This is a genomic window from Candidatus Photobacterium acropomis (assembly GCF_030685555.1).
Lineage (GTDB): Bacteria > Pseudomonadota > Gammaproteobacteria > Enterobacterales > Vibrionaceae > Photobacterium > Photobacterium lucens.
The window spans coordinates 2,908,503-2,923,178 of the sequence record NZ_CP131609.1 but is presented as its reverse complement, the minus strand read 5'-3'; the positions used below and the strand labels follow the sequence as shown (position 1 = coordinate 2,923,178).

At 42.5% G+C, this 14,676-nt stretch carries 16 protein-coding genes; 14 read left to right on the top strand and 2 right to left on the bottom strand.

All coding sequences use genetic code 11. From position 1 onward, the window contains the following. Positions 1–4: 4 nt before the first annotated feature. Entirely contained in the window at positions 5–952 is a 948-nt protein-coding gene (secF, locus tag Q7657_RS20155; RefSeq protein ID WP_053987145.1) for a protein translocase subunit SecF, read from the top strand. A 50-nt stretch (positions 953–1,002) separates the two neighbouring features. On the opposite strand, the gene Q7657_RS20150 is transcribed toward secF, so the two are convergent. Both Q7657_RS20150 and suhB read right to left on the bottom strand, forming a co-directional pair. Next, positions 1,003–1,932, bottom strand: a complete 930-nt coding sequence (locus Q7657_RS20150) for a VirK/YbjX family protein (protein WP_107165539.1) — start codon at positions 1,930–1,932, stop codon at positions 1,003–1,005. Positions 1,933–2,066: 134 nt separating this feature from the next. Beyond that, a complete protein-coding gene (gene suhB / locus Q7657_RS20145) occupies positions 2,067–2,867 on the bottom strand; it encodes an inositol-1-monophosphatase (protein ID WP_008987756.1) in 801 nt (266 codons plus the stop codon). A 284-nt stretch (positions 2,868–3,151) separates the two neighbouring features. Here suhB and trmJ point away from each other — a divergent pair, with 284 nt between their 5' ends. From trmJ to rlmN, 13 genes are all read left to right on the top strand, one after another. Further along, a complete protein-coding gene (gene trmJ / locus Q7657_RS20140; RefSeq protein WP_045068127.1) occupies positions 3,152–3,892 on the top strand; it encodes a tRNA (cytosine(32)/uridine(32)-2'-O)-methyltransferase TrmJ in 741 nt (246 codons plus the stop codon). A 110-nt stretch (positions 3,893–4,002) separates the two neighbouring features. Continuing rightward, positions 4,003–4,521 carry a Fe-S cluster assembly transcriptional regulator IscR gene (iscR, locus tag Q7657_RS20135; protein WP_042117050.1) on the top strand — a complete coding sequence of 173 codons (519 nt, stop codon included), beginning with the start codon at positions 4,003–4,005 and terminating at the stop codon, positions 4,519–4,521. A gap of 31 nt (positions 4,522–4,552) precedes the next feature. After that, on the top strand, positions 4,553–5,767 hold the full coding sequence (locus Q7657_RS20130; RefSeq protein ID WP_023931414.1) for an IscS subfamily cysteine desulfurase: 1,215 nt from the start codon (positions 4,553–4,555) through the stop codon (positions 5,765–5,767). Between the two features lie 33 nt (positions 5,768–5,800). Then, positions 5,801–6,187: a Fe-S cluster assembly scaffold IscU gene (gene iscU / locus Q7657_RS20125; RefSeq protein ID WP_008987752.1), complete on the top strand. Its 387-nt coding sequence runs from the start codon at positions 5,801–5,803 to the stop codon at positions 6,185–6,187. A gap of 18 nt (positions 6,188–6,205) precedes the next feature. Beyond that, a complete protein-coding gene (gene iscA, locus Q7657_RS20120; protein WP_008987751.1) occupies positions 6,206–6,529 on the top strand; it encodes an iron-sulfur cluster assembly protein IscA in 324 nt (107 codons plus the stop codon). 86 nt (positions 6,530–6,615) lie between these two features. Next, positions 6,616–7,131, top strand: a complete 516-nt coding sequence (gene hscB / locus Q7657_RS20115) for a co-chaperone HscB (protein ID WP_008987750.1) — start codon at positions 6,616–6,618, stop codon at positions 7,129–7,131. A 33-nt stretch (positions 7,132–7,164) separates the two neighbouring features. Continuing rightward, a complete protein-coding gene (gene hscA / locus Q7657_RS20110; protein ID WP_107165538.1) occupies positions 7,165–9,018 on the top strand; it encodes a Fe-S protein assembly chaperone HscA in 1,854 nt (617 codons plus the stop codon). 2 nt (positions 9,019–9,020) lie between these two features. Next, positions 9,021–9,359, top strand: coding sequence for an ISC system 2Fe-2S type ferredoxin (fdx, locus tag Q7657_RS20105; RefSeq protein WP_008987748.1), 339 nt, complete (start codon positions 9,021–9,023; stop codon positions 9,357–9,359). A gap of 89 nt (positions 9,360–9,448) precedes the next feature. Continuing rightward, a complete protein-coding gene (gene iscX, locus Q7657_RS20100; RefSeq protein ID WP_008987747.1) occupies positions 9,449–9,649 on the top strand; it encodes a Fe-S cluster assembly protein IscX in 201 nt (66 codons plus the stop codon). 474 nt (positions 9,650–10,123) lie between these two features. Continuing rightward, complete coding sequence (gene pepB, locus Q7657_RS20095) at positions 10,124–11,407, top strand: aminopeptidase PepB (RefSeq protein WP_107165536.1); 1,284 nt, start codon at positions 10,124–10,126, stop codon at positions 11,405–11,407. Between the two features lie 77 nt (positions 11,408–11,484). Beyond that, entirely contained in the window at positions 11,485–12,762 is a 1,278-nt protein-coding gene (gene pepB, locus Q7657_RS20090; protein WP_107165535.1) for an aminopeptidase PepB, read from the top strand. Between the two features lie 52 nt (positions 12,763–12,814). Next, positions 12,815–13,243, top strand: a complete 429-nt coding sequence (gene ndk / locus Q7657_RS20085) for a nucleoside-diphosphate kinase (protein ID WP_053987134.1) — start codon at positions 12,815–12,817, stop codon at positions 13,241–13,243. A 278-nt stretch (positions 13,244–13,521) separates the two neighbouring features. Then, on the top strand, positions 13,522–14,643 hold the full coding sequence (rlmN, locus tag Q7657_RS20080) for a dual-specificity RNA methyltransferase RlmN (RefSeq protein ID WP_008987743.1): 1,122 nt from the start codon (positions 13,522–13,524) through the stop codon (positions 14,641–14,643). The last annotated feature ends 33 nt before the right edge of the window (positions 14,644–14,676 follow it).

Sequence of the window (14,676 nt, the reverse complement as noted above, 5' to 3'; positions counted from 1 at the left end):
AGACATGAGACAAATATTGAATGCGGACAAAGTCGTCGACTTTATGCGTTGGTCAAAAGTCGCTTTTGTGTTCTCGCTATTAATGATCGCAGGATCCATTGGTACGATAGCAACAAAAGGGCTTAATTGGGGCTTAGACTTTACTGGCGGTACGCTAATTGAAGTGAGTTTCAAAGAGCCTGCTAATTTACCCTTGATACGTGAATCATTAGAGAAAGCGGGATTTGGTGATGCCGTTGTACAGAACTTTGGTACAGCGCGTGATGTCATGGTGCGTTTACAACCGCGTGATGATGTTAAAGGTGAAGTGTTAGGTAACCAAATCATCGATGCTTTAAAACAAGGTACTGCGCAATCTGTTGAAATGCGCCGTATTGAGTTCGTTGGTCCGAATGTGGGCGATGAACTAGCTGAAGCGGGTGGTATGGCAATTCTGATTGCATTGCTATGTATCTTACTTTACGTGTCATTGCGTTTTGAATGGCGTTTAGCTGCAGGTGCGGTAATGTCATTGGCGCACGATATCATCATTACTGTTGGTATCTTCTCTCTATTACAAGTAGAAGTTGATCTAACGATCGTGGCGGCGTTACTTACCGTTGTCGGTTACTCATTGAACGATACTATCGTTGTCTTTGACCGTATCCGTGAAAACTTCCGTAAGATGCGTAAAGAAAGCCCTGCTGAAATCATGAATAATTCAATTTCACAAACATTAAGTCGTACTTTGATCACATCGGGTACCACTTTATTTGTAGTGATTGCTTTGTTCGTATTAGGCGGCAGTATGATCCACGGTTTTGCATTAGCATTATTGATCGGTATTACTATCGGTACTTACTCTTCAATTTACGTCGCATCAGCACTTGCGCTTAAACTGGGTATTACTCGTGAGCACTTGATGCCAACACCGGTTGAAAAAGAAGGTGAGGAATTTGATGCAATGCCATAATTGGTAAGCGTAAATTCTTAATAAAAAGGATCGCATAAGCGATCCTTTTTTTATTGTTTTAAAGCGATGATTTGTTGAATCTCAGCTTTGACTTGATCAAGCCATTCATAACGTCGACGATACATTGCACGCTTAGGGCGTGAAATATCTTCCGGATCACGACGTACATCTTCCATCGGTAATTGATAAAAATGTGTATCGTATTCTTTACCACCTAATGCTTCCCAATGACGGTTGTAGTCTGTTTTGATCCTTGAACTACCGTATTTTTTAGATTTATAACGTTTGGCGCAATAGGTATGGGACTCGTTTTTGATCGCTAAGAAATGATCGACATGCCAGCAGTTGGCAATAAACGTCATCATTTTTATCATCAAATCTTTTGGTCGTTGACCATGTAATGTTTTAGTGAGTCTTTTTATTTTAAGGTTATTTTCTTCGTTGCTAGCAGGCCCCTGTAACCCACCTATAATGATACTCCGTTTACCGTCTTGATTATTCACGATAAACGTTACGGTATAAAAGTTATTACCTTGCGCATCAAACAAGACTAAGCAAAGTTCGCCTTCCTTTTGGTAGCGACCATCAAAGGTTAGGTTAAGTGAGTACTCTTGATCGTCAACAATGAATGAAACTAACTTTAGCCCCTTGCTGTTGGCAAAAATATGCTCTTTTGTTGTTGATGGTAATTCATTAGAAATGAACTGATAGTGTTGAGTAATAAACGCTACACGCTGGCTCGGTGCTGCAGTATTTGTTATGTAAGGACGAAAAGGTTTTTCAATGAAACGGTTGTGTCTTTTACATAAGGTTGCTAGTAGCGTCGGATCTATACCATTGACGAGCTTTTGCAGTGAAGATTTATAAAATAAGCCACGAGTGAGAAACTTGAGGCGATAACTCCATAGCGGGCTATATTTATCTGATAATTCCGTAGGGTAAACTTCAGTGGAAAGTTTACTTAAAGATAAGGTATTCATAATTCTTTACAGGTATTAAATATACTATAAGGTAATTATATGGTAATGAGACGCCTTATTATATAGATGCACAATAAAAAAGCCCTGCTGATAAATATCAGCAGGGCTTTTATTCTTACTGGATAACTAAATGATTATTTAGTTAGTGCATCGCTACCGAATTCACGGATTTTAGCAAGCATTGGCTTAACTACACGAGCGTTACCAGCAACGATGTTGCCAGTTGTTAGGTAGTTAGTGTTACCAGTAAAGTCAGCACAGATAGCACCAGCTTCACGCGCGATTAGTTCACCCGCAGCAATTTCCCAAGGCTTTTGACCTAGTTTAAATACGCCGTCAACACGACCAGCAGCTAGGTAACATAGATCCAATGCTGTTGAGCCTGATTGACGCATGTCATCACACTCGATAAATAGTGCATTTTGGATTTTTAGGTAGCTTTCTGCGTGTTGCTTAGCAGCGAAAGGTAGACCTGTTGCTAGAACAGTACCTGTTAGATCGCGAGGTTGAGAAGCACGAATACGCTGGCTGTTTAGCTGAGCGCCAGCACCGCGTGTTGCAGTGAATAGTTCGTTACGAGCAGGATCGTAAACAGCAGCAACTTCAGTACGACCACGCATGCGTAGCGCGATAGAAATTGCAAAGTGTGGGTAACCGCGAACGAAGTTCTTGGTGCCATCCACTGGGTCGATAATCCATTGACACTCTTTGTCACGTCCTTCTTTGTTACCAGATTCAGCTGCAACGATGCAGTGATCAGGGTAAGACTTAAGGATAGTATCGATGATGATAGCTTCTGCTTCATGATCGATATTGGTAACAACATCATTACCTTTATTAGCAACTTCAATAGATTGAGGTTTTTCTAGAGATTTAATGACATGGTCACCAGCCTTTCGCACAGCGCGAATGGCAATATTAAGCATCGGATGCATAGGATCTTCCCAACGGATGTTAAAGAACTAAAAAGCGGCGGCGAGTATAACAGAGCTAAAAAAAAAAGGAAGTGGTTATTTTTTCGTCATTGATACAAATCTATTGCGCGTTTGTACTGGTTAATGCGTACTAAACATAGATAAATAACCTTGATTAGCACAATCTGATTATTGAATAGTAGTAATAGATAATTACTGATATCAAAAACACATGTTTTCTCCATTTTTGTTATGGCTGTGCTAAAATCCCCCAGCTTTAGTTAATTGTGGAATCTTGTTTCATCATGTTAGATAAAATTCGCGTTGTATTAGTGGGTACATCACATCCAGGCAATATTGGTTCAGCGGCTCGTGCCATGAAGGTGATGGGTTTGACAAATCTAGTATTAGTTGATCCGGCTTGTGAGATTGATAGCCATACAATTGCATTAGCTGCTGGAGCCGCTGATGTGGTTGAAAATGCAAAGATTGTAAAAACACTTGATGAAGCAGTATCAGATTGTGGTTTAGTTGTGGGCTCTAGTGCGCGTTCTCGTACTCTAGAATGGCCGCAATTAGATCCTCGTGAAAACGGTATTAAAGTGGTTGCTGAATCAGAGCACCACAATGTTGCGATCTTATTTGGTCGCGAGCGTACCGGCTTAACGAATGAAGAATTACAAAAGTGTCATTGCCATGTCTATATTCCAGCAAATCCAGAATATAGTTCATTGAATCTGGCAATGGCAGTACAGACGGTAAGTTATGAAGTCCGTATGGCATATTTGGAAAGCCAAAAACATACGGGTAAAACGCAAGTTGAAGAATATCCTCGCGCAGAAGAGCTTGAACGATTTTACGTTCACTTAGAACACGTCACTCGTCAAACCCGCTTCATAAATAAAAATCACCCAGGTATGGTGATGGCAAAATTACGTCGTTTATTTACTCGTGCTCGTCCCGAGCAGCAAGAGCTGAATATCTTACGAGGTATTTTATCGTCAGTAGAAAAGACCATTGAAACCCTAGAAAAGAACAATAAATAACCATTTTCCTCGTAAGGGTGAATAACCAACTAAAACGGTCAGGTAAATACTTGACCATTTTAGTTGGTTATGAGAAGCTTGCTTAAACTATTCAAGCAGGTAGCAATGTTATGAAGTTGACTTCAAAGGGAAGATACGCGGTAACAGCAATGTTAGATGTAGCATTGCACTCGCATAATGGACCGGTTCCGTTGGCGGATATTTCAGAGCGTCAAGGGATATCGCTGTCTTACTTAGAACAATTATTTTCGCGTCTTCGCAAAGCAGGTTTAGTAACGAGTGTGCGTGGACCTGGCGGTGGTTACCGTTTAGGCGAAGAAGCATCAGATATTGCTGTTGGTATGGTGATCGCAGCTGTTGATGAGTCAGTGGATGCAACCAAATGTCATGGGAAAGGGGACTGCCAAGGCGGTGCTCGTTGTTTAACCCACACGTTGTGGCATGACTTAAGCGATCGTATTAGCGGCTTTTTAAATAACATCACTCTTGGTGAGTTGATGAAAGATAATGATGTACAAAGTATTTCTGATCGTCAGGACGAGATCCTACAGGGGAATGCTAAAGCATCTTTTGGACATAAAAAATTACACGACAGCGCCACAACAATAGGTGTCGATGTCCGCTCCTAGAGACCAGACGTTCGTGTTTTCGGAGAAGAAAATGAAACTGCCAATATATTTTGATTATTCCGCTACTTGCCCTGTTGATCCTCGCGTTGCCGAGAAGATGATGCAGTGCTTAACTATGGAAGGTAACTTCGGTAACCCAGCTTCACGCTCTCACCGTTATGGTTGGCAGGCAGAAGAAGCAGTTGATGCTGCTCGTGAACATATTGCTGATTTAGTAAATGCAGATCCACGTGAGATCGTATTTACCTCTGGTGCTACGGAATCAGATAACCTTGCAATTAAAGGTGCATCTCACTTTTATAGCAAAAAAGGTAAGCACGTTATTACCTGTAAAACAGAACATAAAGCGGTTCTTGACCCATGTCGTCAGCTAGAGCGTGAAGGTTTCGAGGTAACTTACCTTGAGCCAGAATCAAACGGTCTTATTGATCTTGCTAAACTACGTGATGCTATGCGTGAAGACACAGTTCTTGTTTCAATCATGCACGTGAACAATGAAATTGGTGTAGTACAAGATATCGCAGCAATTGGTGAGCTTTGTCGTGAAAACAAAACTGTTTTCCACGTAGATGCGGCACAATCAGCTGGTAAACTACCGATTGATGTTCAAGAAATGAAAGTGGACTTGATCTCTTTCTCTGCACACAAAATTTACGGTCCAAAAGGTATTGGCGCACTATACGTACGTCGTAAGCCTCGTATTCGTCTTGAAGCACAAATGCATGGCGGTGGTCATGAGCGTGGTTTCCGCTCTGGTACACTACCAACTCACCAAATCGTGGGTATGGGTGAAGCATTCCGTATTGCTAAAGAAGAAATGGAACAAGATTACAAACACGCTGTTCAATTACGTGATCGCTTGCTAAAAGGCCTTGAAGGTATTGAAGCAATGTCTATCAACGGTGATCTTGAACAACGTGTTCCAAATAACCTAAACATTAGCTTTGCTTTCGTTGAAGGCGAATCGCTACTGATGGCATTAAAAGATCTTGCAGTATCATCTGGTTCAGCATGTACTTCTGCAAGTCTAGAACCTTCTTACGTACTACGTGCACTTGGTCTAAATGACGAACTAGCACACAGTTCTATTCGCTTCTCATTTGGTCGTTTCACCACAGAAGAAGAAGTGGATTATGCAGTAGCTCAAATCAAAGGTGCAGTAGATAAACTACGTGAAATGTCACCACTTTGGGATATGTATAAAGAAGGTATTGATTTAGACACAGTTGAGTGGGCACACCACTAATCTGCGGTTAGACTGATTTCGAGGAAATTTATCATGGCATATAGTGAAAAAGTCATCGATCATTATGAAAATCCGCGTAACGTGGGTTCATTTGATAAAGACGACAAAAATATCGGTAGCGGCATGGTGGGTGCACCAGCATGTGGCGACGTAATGAAACTTCAGATCAAAGTAACTGAAGAAGGCATCATCGAAGATGCGAAATTTAAAACTTACGGTTGTGGTTCTGCAATCGCATCTAGCTCTTTAATCACAGAGTGGGTTAAAGGTAAAACGCTAGACGAAGCAGCATCAATCAAGAACTCAGCGATTGCTGAAGAGCTTGAGTTACCACCGGTTAAAGTTCACTGTTCAATTCTTGCAGAAGATGCAATTAAAGCGGCAGTTAGCGATTACAAAAAGAAACACGAGCAAGAATAACTTTCTGAGGGTTGAAGTATGGCCATTACAATCACTGAAGCGGCAGCAAGTCGCGTATCGACTTTTTTAGCCAGTCGTGGCAAAGGTCTTGGACTACGCCTTGGAGTTCGCACTTCAGGATGTTCTGGAATGGCTTACATCCTTGAGTTCGTGGACGAACTTGATGAAGGTGATCAAGTCTTCGAAGAGAAAGGCGTGAAAATTATCGTTGATGCAAAAAGTTTAGTTTACCTTGAAGGTACTGAATTAGATTTCGCCAAAGAAGGTCTGAATGAAGGCTTTAAGTTTAACAACCCTAACGTATCAAGCGAATGTGGTTGTGGCGAAAGCTTCAACGTATAAACGTTTTTAGTGTTTCAGTTAAACCTGATAGCTGATCGTCATAGGCGAGTTGGTTGTCAGGTTTAATTTTTATAGATGGTCGCAATATGAATCATTTCGAATTATTTGGACTACCTTTTCAGTTTGAACTAGACGGTAGCCAACTTGCCACTCAGTTCCGTGAACTACAACGTCATTTTCATCCCGATAATTATGCGACAGCATCAGAGCGTGACCGCTTACTTGCCGTTCAAAAAGCAGCGCAAATTAACGATGCTTTTCAAACGTTAAAAAATCCGGTATCCCGTGCTGAATATATGCTGGCCGAGCGAGATGAAGATATTCGTGGTGAGCAAAAAACATTGCAAGATATGGCGTTCTTGATGCAACAAATGGAACTGCGAGAAGCATTAGAAGCGATTCCTGATTCATCAGATCCCGAAAGTGCATTGTTTGATTTTGAGCAACAAGCATCAGCGATGTATAAAGAGCAATTAGCCCAACTTACCGTATTATTAAATAACGAAAAGTGGGAAGAAGCTGCTGATGCGGTACGTAAATTAAAGTTTATTGTGAAATTGCGTGATGAAGTTGAGCGCCTTGAAGAGTCGCTATTCGATTAATCATCCATATTCGCTATTTAGATAGGAATGACAATGGCACTATTACAGATTGCTGAACCAGGTCAAAGTGCTGCACCGCATCAACATAAGTTAGCGGTGGGTATTGATCTAGGTACAACGAATTCATTGGTTGCTGCGGTTCGTAGTGGCGTTGCAGAAACATTAAATGATGCAGAAGGCCGTGCAATTTTACCTTCTGTTGTGCATTTTGCTGACGAAGCAGTTTTAACTGGTGATGCCGCTCGCGCGTTTGCTCAACAAGATCCTGCCAATACTATTTTATCAGTTAAGCGTCTTATGGGACGTTCTCTTGCTGATATTGAGCAACGTTACCCACAACTGCCATACCAGTTTGAAGCGTCAGAAAATGGCTTACCACAGTTAGTAACCCGTAGCGGTAAAGCTAACCCTGTTCAAGTCTCTGCTGAAATTCTTAAATCACTCAGCCAACGTGCTGTTGATGTGTTAGGTGGCGAGCTTGAAGGTGTGGTGATCACTGTTCCTGCTTATTTTGATGATGCCCAACGTGCGGGTACTAAAGACGCAGCGAAATTAGCTAACCTAAATGTACTTCGCTTATTGAATGAGCCAACAGCGGCAGCGATTGCTTACGGTTTAGATTCTGGTCAAGAAGGCGTTATTGCGGTTTACGATTTAGGCGGCGGTACGTTTGATATTTCAATTCTACGTTTATCAAAAGGCGTATTTGAAGTATTAGCGACAGGTGGTGATTCAGCATTAGGTGGTGATGACTTTGACCACTTATTGGCAAATTGGATCCTAGAGCAAGCGAACTACACCGAAGCACTAACAGCACAACAGCGTCGTGCATTACAAGATGCAGCACAAGCGGCTAAAGTGGCGCTAACAGATGCTGATGTTGTAGCACTGGATGTATTGGGCTGGCAAGGTGAGATCAGCCGAGAGCAATTCAACACATTAATTCAACCATTAGTGAAAAAGACACTGATGGCGTGTCGCCGCGCATTAAAAGATGCTGATATCACGGCAGATGAAGTGATTGAAACCGTGATGGTTGGTGGTTCAACACGTGTACCGCTAGTGCGTGAAATGGTGGGTGATTACTTTGGTAAAACACCATTAACGTCGATTGACCCTGATAAAGTGGTTGCAATTGGTGCTGCGATTCAAGCGGACATTCTAGTGGGTAACAAGCCTGATTCAGACATGTTACTGCTTGATGTGATCCCGTTGTCGCTGGGTATTGAAACCATGGGCGGCATGATTGAGAAAATCATCCCTCGTAACACCACTATCCCTGTTGCCCGCGCACAAGAATTTACCACGTTTAAAGATGGTCAAACGGCGATGTCTGTTCACGTTGTTCAAGGTGAGCGTGAGATGGTAGATGACTGTCGCTCACTAGCACGTTTTACCCTACGTGGTATTCCGGCAATGGCAGCAGGCGCTGCACATATCCGTGTGACATACCAAGTGGATGCTGATGGTTTATTGTCTGTAACGGCAATGGAGAAGAGTAGCGGCGTACAATCTTCAATTCAAGTTAAGCCTTCTTACGGTTTATCTGAAGATGAAATCGCAACCATGCTGCGTGACTCAATGACCTATGCGCAAGATGATAAAGACGCACGTGCATTGGCCGAACAGCAAGTAGAAGCCGATCGTGTACTTGAAGGTTTGATCACAGCGCTTGCTGCTGACGGTGAGACTTTATTAAGCGCAGAAGAGCGTGCAGAATTAGAAGCAGTAATGATGGAACTGGTTCAATTACGTCAGGGTACAGATACCCGAGCAATTGAAGCTGGAATTAAGAAAACAGACAAAGCGAGCCAAGAATTTGCCTCACGTCGAATGGATCAATCTATTCGTCGTGCATTGGCTGGTCAGTCTATTGATGAGGTTTAAGCATGCCTAAGATTGTTGTACTTCCCCACGAAGATCTATGCCCAGAAGGTGCAGTATTAGAAGCTGAAGCGGGTGAAACTGTCCTTGATGTAGCGTTGCGTAACGGCATTGGTATTGAACATGCGTGTGAAAAATCTTGTGCATGTACTACTTGTCACGTTGTGATCCGTGAAGGCTTTGATTCATTAGAAGAAAGTGATGAGTTAGAAGATGACATGCTAGATAAAGCATGGGGTCTCGAGCCTGAATCGCGTCTTGGCTGCCAAGCACGTGTTGCAGATGAAGATTTAGTGGTGGAAATTCCACGCTACACGCTAAACCTTGCGTCTGAAAATCACTAAGTTGTAAAAAAGGTTGCCTGAAGGTAGCCTTTTTTTTCATCTCAGCGTTATTATTAAGTGACTTATCAAGACATGAAGAAGGAAGAGTTATGAGCTTGAAATGGACAGATTCACTCGATATCGCCATTGAACTATTTGAAAAATATCCCGATATCGATCCCACACAAATCCGTTTTACTGAGTTACGAGAATGGATCCTCGCGTTAGATGAGTTTGATGATGAACCAAGCCATTGCAGTGAAAGGGTGTTAGAAGCCGTACAAATGTGTTGGATTGAAGAAGCTGAATAGTAAGGCTATTTAAAAGAAAAGCATCTAATTGATTGTAAACAATTTAATTAGGTGCTTTTTTGTTTTCTCCACCAGTGAGAATTGCTAATTATTCCCTTTATCGCATTGCAATTATCTCGCTTTATCCCCATAACTATCTATACCCAAGTGACTTCAATATGCCTGATTCAGAGCGAAGTCACTGAGTTGAATTCAAGGAAGGCAACGAAGCGGAATAGCGAGCTCTTTCCAAGTTGTCTGACGCAAGAAGTCGGCTCAGTGACACGCTCCCAAAGGGCGAGCGTCCTTAGCTCTCAGACTTTGTTAACGATTCTCAATATAGAACCACTATATCTACGAATCGTTGCCGCGCCTGAGAACTAAGGTCGTCTCGCTGAACACTGCATTTTGAAGTTACTTGGGTATACATATTCAAAACGACAACGAGTTTATTTCTTTAGCATGCTCATTGTTGCTACATTCAAGGAGTTTTAAATGTCGACGATCATGGCTGTTTCTCTTTCTCAACAGGCAGCGGATGCCCAATGGGGTAATAATGCGTTAGTCAGTTTTGGCCCTGAAGGTGCGGTTGTGCATCTAACAGAAAATGATACTTTGGGTAATCTTCAGCGTGCAGCGCGTAAGTTAGATACTCAAGGCATTAAGCAGGTTACGCTTTCTGGAGAAGGTTGGGATTTAGAAAACGTGTGGGCATTTATCCAAGGTCACCGTAACTCTAAACCGGGTAATACTGTTACATGGCCTGCGCTAAGTGACAGTGATGAAGCTGAGCTTGCTGCACGTTTAAAAGCGACTGAGTGGGTACGCGAAATCATTAACCAACCTGCAGACGTAGTACGCCCATCACAGTTAGCGGCACGTGCGGGTGAGTTTATTAAATCCCTTGCGCCAGAACATGTGACCTACAAGATCATTAAAGGTAATGATTTATTAGATGAAGGCTGGAATGGTATTCATGCTGTAGGCCGAGGCTCAGACCACCGTCCAGCAATGCTTCGTCTTGACTATAACCCAACAGGTGATGCTGATGCGCCAGTCTTTGCGTGTTTAGTGGGTAAAGGCATTACATTTGATTCAGGTGGTTACAGCATCAAACCATCTGGTGGCATGACAGCAATGAAAGCTGACATGGGTGGTGCAGCACTAGCAACTGGCGGTTTAGCATTAGCGATGGCACGTGGCTTAAATAAGCGTATTAAATTAGTGCTGTGTTGTGCTGAAAACATGATTTCAGGCCGTGCACTAAAACTTGGCGATATCATTAAGTATAAAAACGGCACAACAGTTGAAATTTTAAATACCGATGCTGAAGGTCGTTTAGTATTGGCTGATGGTTTGATTTACGCCAATAGTCAGAATCCAGAGCTTGTGATTGATTGCGCAACCTTAACCGGTGCGGCAAAAATGGCATTAGGTAATGATTATCACGCACTATTGAGTTTTGATGCTGAGTTATCACATCAAGCATTAACGGCCGCCGCTGAAGAAAATGAAGGTATGTGGCCGTTACCACTTGCTGATCTTCATCGTAATATGTTGCCATCCAATTTTGCCGATCTGGCTAATATCTCTAGTGGTGAGTTTATGCCTGGCGCAAGTACTGCAGCAGCGTTCTTGTCATACTTTGTTGATGACTATAAGAAGGGCTGGATGCACATTGATGCTAGTGGCACTTTCCGTAAGAGTGCTAATGATCAGTGGTCAGCGGGTGCAACAGGTATGGGTGTAAGAACGCTTGCAAATATCCTAACTAAATAAGTCACGCCTTAATATTAAAAGCCTTCTTATAACAAGAAGGCTTTTTGCATTATCAGAATAAGAAAGGAAATCGCATCATGCTCAATGTGCATTTATCAAATGAAGAAGCTAATGGCCCTTGGGGATTAAATTCACTACTAAGTTACGAGTCAGACAGTGCAACAGTGCACTATCGTAGTGATTTTCCTCTACGTCGTATTCAACAAGCGGGTCGTCAAATTCAGTCGCAAGGTGCACTGGCAGTTCGCCTGGTTGGTGACGGTTGGAACTATGAACGTCAATGGGCGTTCTATTGTGGTTTTGCTGCAACCATGGCACGTGTTGATATTCAGTGGGCATCGATTGATGAAGATGAGTTAGAGCTATTAAATGCCCGCCGTCAGTGTTCTGATTGGTTACGCTCTATGGTGAATGCCACTCCTGAAGATATGTATCCTCAAAAACTAGCGCAAGAAGCAGTGAGTTTTCTCAAAAACATTGCTGGCGATAAAATTCATGCCGAAGAAATCGTTGGCGAAGAGCTACTCGCTGATGGCTGGATTGGTATTCATAGCGTAGGTCGTGGTAGTACTCGACCACCGGTAATGCTAACAGTTGATTACAACCCAACAGGGGATCCTGAAGCGCCGGTATCTGCGTGTTTAGTTGGTAAAGGGATCACTTTCGATTCAGGTGGTTACAGTATAAAGCCAAGTGCTGGCATGGTAACAATGAAGTGTGATATGGGTGGTGCTGCGACTGTAACGGCAGCTCTTGGCTATGCTATTGAGCAAGGTTTGTCCCAACGTGTGAAGCTGATCTTATGTTGTGCCGAAAACCTTGTATCAGGTAACGCTTATAAGCTTGGTGATGTGCTAAGTTATAAAAATGGTGTTACGGTGGAAATCGTAAATACAGATGCCGAAGGGCGTTTAGTGTTGGCAGATGGTTTAATTGCAGCCTCAGAGACAGGCGCACCACTTATCATTGATGCCGCAACATTAACTGGGGCTGCGATGGTAGCCGTGGGAAGTGACTATAATGCTATCTTTGGGTTAGATAAGCCATTATTACAACAAGCACAGCAATTATCTGAATTGGTGAATGAGCCGGCATGGCCGTTACCATTGGAAAAATGGCATCAGGAATATTGCCCATCGCCTTATGCAGATACTGCCAATAGCCGAGTACAAAAAGGCGGTGGTATGGGAGGCGCATCAAATGCTGCGGCATTCTTATCGCGTTTTGTGGATACAGAAAATAGCCGTTGGATCCATTTCGATTTGGCTGCAAGTTTCCGTGATGGTGCTGATCCGCGCTGGGCTGCTGGCGCAACAGGGTTAGGTCTTGCTAATATTGCTGGTTTGTTGCTGTAACTGACATTTTTTGTTTGTTGGAAGCAATAAGACTCAAAAGGAAACGATAATAATGACAATCGAAAGAACTTTCTCAATCGTAAAACCAGATGCGGTAAAACGTAACTTAATCGGTGCGATCTACCAGCGTTTTGAAAATGCAGGATTGAACATTGTTGCTGCCAAAATGGTGCATTTAGACAGTGCTAAAGCACAAGGTTTTTACGCTGAGCATGAGGGTAAACCATTCTTTGATGAATTAGTGGCATTTATGACCTCAGGTCCTGTCATGGTACAAGTGCTAGAAGGCGAAAATGCGATCGTGCGTTATCGTGAGTTAATGGGTAAAACGAACCCAGAAGAAGCTGCGTGTGGCACTATTCGTAGTGATTTTGCATTAAGCATGCGTCATAACTCAGTACATGGTTCTGATAGTCCAGAATCTGCAGCGCGTGAAATTGCCTACTTCTTTGCTGAAGATGAAATTTGTCCACGAGGCTAATTAATGGTTAAAAATCTATGACGAGTGATGTTAAACCGATGGTTTAGGTTTTATCGAAAGAATAGATTAATCATGTTTTTAACGGGAAGCTTATGCTTCCCGTTGTTGTCTGTGGCGTTTTTAAATTGGCAACACTAGAATAACCATAGAGTGAACATGTGGAAACCATGACGTAAAGGCTGTACAATTTCGCGCCTTAAACCCGAGATAATCAGGTCTGCATTTAATACCTGATTATTTAGGCGCAGCAATAGTCATTTTTAGTGAGGCACCAACCGATGACAACTGTCAAAATCAATCTGCTGGATTTCGATCGCAAAGGTCTGCGTAAATACTTTGCCGAAGAACTTAATGAGAAGCCATTCCGTGCAGATCAGATCATGAAATGGATTTATCATTTCGGTTGTGACGACTTCGATCAAATGACCAACATCAACAAAAAGCTGCGCGAGAAATTAAAGCGTGTTGCTGAAATCCGTGCGCCTTATGTTTCTGAAGCACAACACTCAGCTGACGGTACTATCAAATGGGCAATGCGTGTTGGTGATCAAGACGTTGAAACGGTTTACATTCCTGATGAAGATCGTGCAACGCTATGTGTTTCATCACAAGTAGGTTGTGCATTGGAATGTAAATTCTGCTCAACGGCACAGCAAGGCTTTAACCGTAATTTACGTGTATCTGAAATCATTGGTCAGGTATGGCGTGCGGCGAAAGAAATCGGCGTACAAAAAGAAACGGGTCGTCGTCCAATTACTAACGTTGTAATGATGGGTATGGGCGAGCCATTATTAAATATGAAAAACCTGATCCCAGCATTAGAAATTATGCTTGATGATCTAGGTTTTGGTTTATCAAAGCGTCGTGTAACCGTATCAACATCAGGTGTGGTATCTGGTCTTGAGCAAATGATCGGTAACATTGACGTGGCACTTGCTATTTCATTGCATGCACCAACAGATGAACTACGTTCGCAAATCATGCCAATCAATAACCGCTGGGATATTGAAACATTTTTGGATGCAGTTCGCCGTTATGTGAATTCAACGAATGCGAACCGTGGTCGAGTAACGGTAGAATATGTATTGTTGGATCATGTTAATGACGACATGGAACATGCGCGTCAATTAGCGAAGGTATTAAAAGATACACCAGCGAAAATTAACTTAATTCCGTTTAACCCGTACCCAGGTTCACCATATAAGAAGCCAAGCAATTCTCGTATTGACCGTTTTATGAAAACACTGATGGAATACGATTTTACAGTCACTGTTCGTAAAACGCGTGGTGATGATATTGATGCTGCTTGTGGTCAGCTAGTTGGTGATGTCATCGACCGTACCAAGCGCACCCAAGCTAAATTGAATGCGGGTGAACAAATAGCAGTAAAAGCGGTCTAAAAACAGACTTCTATAAATAACTGCGTAATTTCA

What these genes read in the sequence shown, in the direction of transcription:
- secF (WP_053987145.1), top strand. Translation starts at nt 5, where the DNA reads ATGAGACAAATATTGAATGCGGACAAAGTCGTCGACTTTATGCGTTGG.
- Q7657_RS20150 (WP_107165539.1), bottom strand. Translation starts at nt 1,932, where the DNA reads ATGAATACCTTATCTTTAAGTAAACTTTCCACTGAAGTTTACCCTACG.
- suhB (WP_008987756.1), bottom strand. Translation starts at nt 2,867, where the DNA reads ATGCATCCGATGCTTAATATTGCCATTCGCGCTGTGCGAAAGGCTGGT.
- trmJ (WP_045068127.1), top strand. Translation starts at nt 3,152, where the DNA reads ATGTTAGATAAAATTCGCGTTGTATTAGTGGGTACATCACATCCAGGC.
- iscR (WP_042117050.1), top strand. Translation starts at nt 4,003, where the DNA reads ATGAAGTTGACTTCAAAGGGAAGATACGCGGTAACAGCAATGTTAGAT.
- Q7657_RS20130 (WP_023931414.1), top strand. Translation starts at nt 4,553, where the DNA reads ATGAAACTGCCAATATATTTTGATTATTCCGCTACTTGCCCTGTTGAT.
- iscU (WP_008987752.1), top strand. Translation starts at nt 5,801, where the DNA reads ATGGCATATAGTGAAAAAGTCATCGATCATTATGAAAATCCGCGTAAC.
- iscA (WP_008987751.1), top strand. Translation starts at nt 6,206, where the DNA reads ATGGCCATTACAATCACTGAAGCGGCAGCAAGTCGCGTATCGACTTTT.
- hscB (WP_008987750.1), top strand. Translation starts at nt 6,616, where the DNA reads ATGAATCATTTCGAATTATTTGGACTACCTTTTCAGTTTGAACTAGAC.
- hscA (WP_107165538.1), top strand. Translation starts at nt 7,165, where the DNA reads ATGGCACTATTACAGATTGCTGAACCAGGTCAAAGTGCTGCACCGCAT.
- fdx (WP_008987748.1), top strand. Translation starts at nt 9,021, where the DNA reads ATGCCTAAGATTGTTGTACTTCCCCACGAAGATCTATGCCCAGAAGGT.
- iscX (WP_008987747.1), top strand. Translation starts at nt 9,449, where the DNA reads ATGAGCTTGAAATGGACAGATTCACTCGATATCGCCATTGAACTATTT.
- pepB (WP_107165536.1), top strand. Translation starts at nt 10,124, where the DNA reads ATGTCGACGATCATGGCTGTTTCTCTTTCTCAACAGGCAGCGGATGCC.
- pepB (WP_107165535.1), top strand. Translation starts at nt 11,485, where the DNA reads ATGCTCAATGTGCATTTATCAAATGAAGAAGCTAATGGCCCTTGGGGA.
- ndk (WP_053987134.1), top strand. Translation starts at nt 12,815, where the DNA reads ATGACAATCGAAAGAACTTTCTCAATCGTAAAACCAGATGCGGTAAAA.
- rlmN (WP_008987743.1), top strand. Translation starts at nt 13,522, where the DNA reads ATGACAACTGTCAAAATCAATCTGCTGGATTTCGATCGCAAAGGTCTG.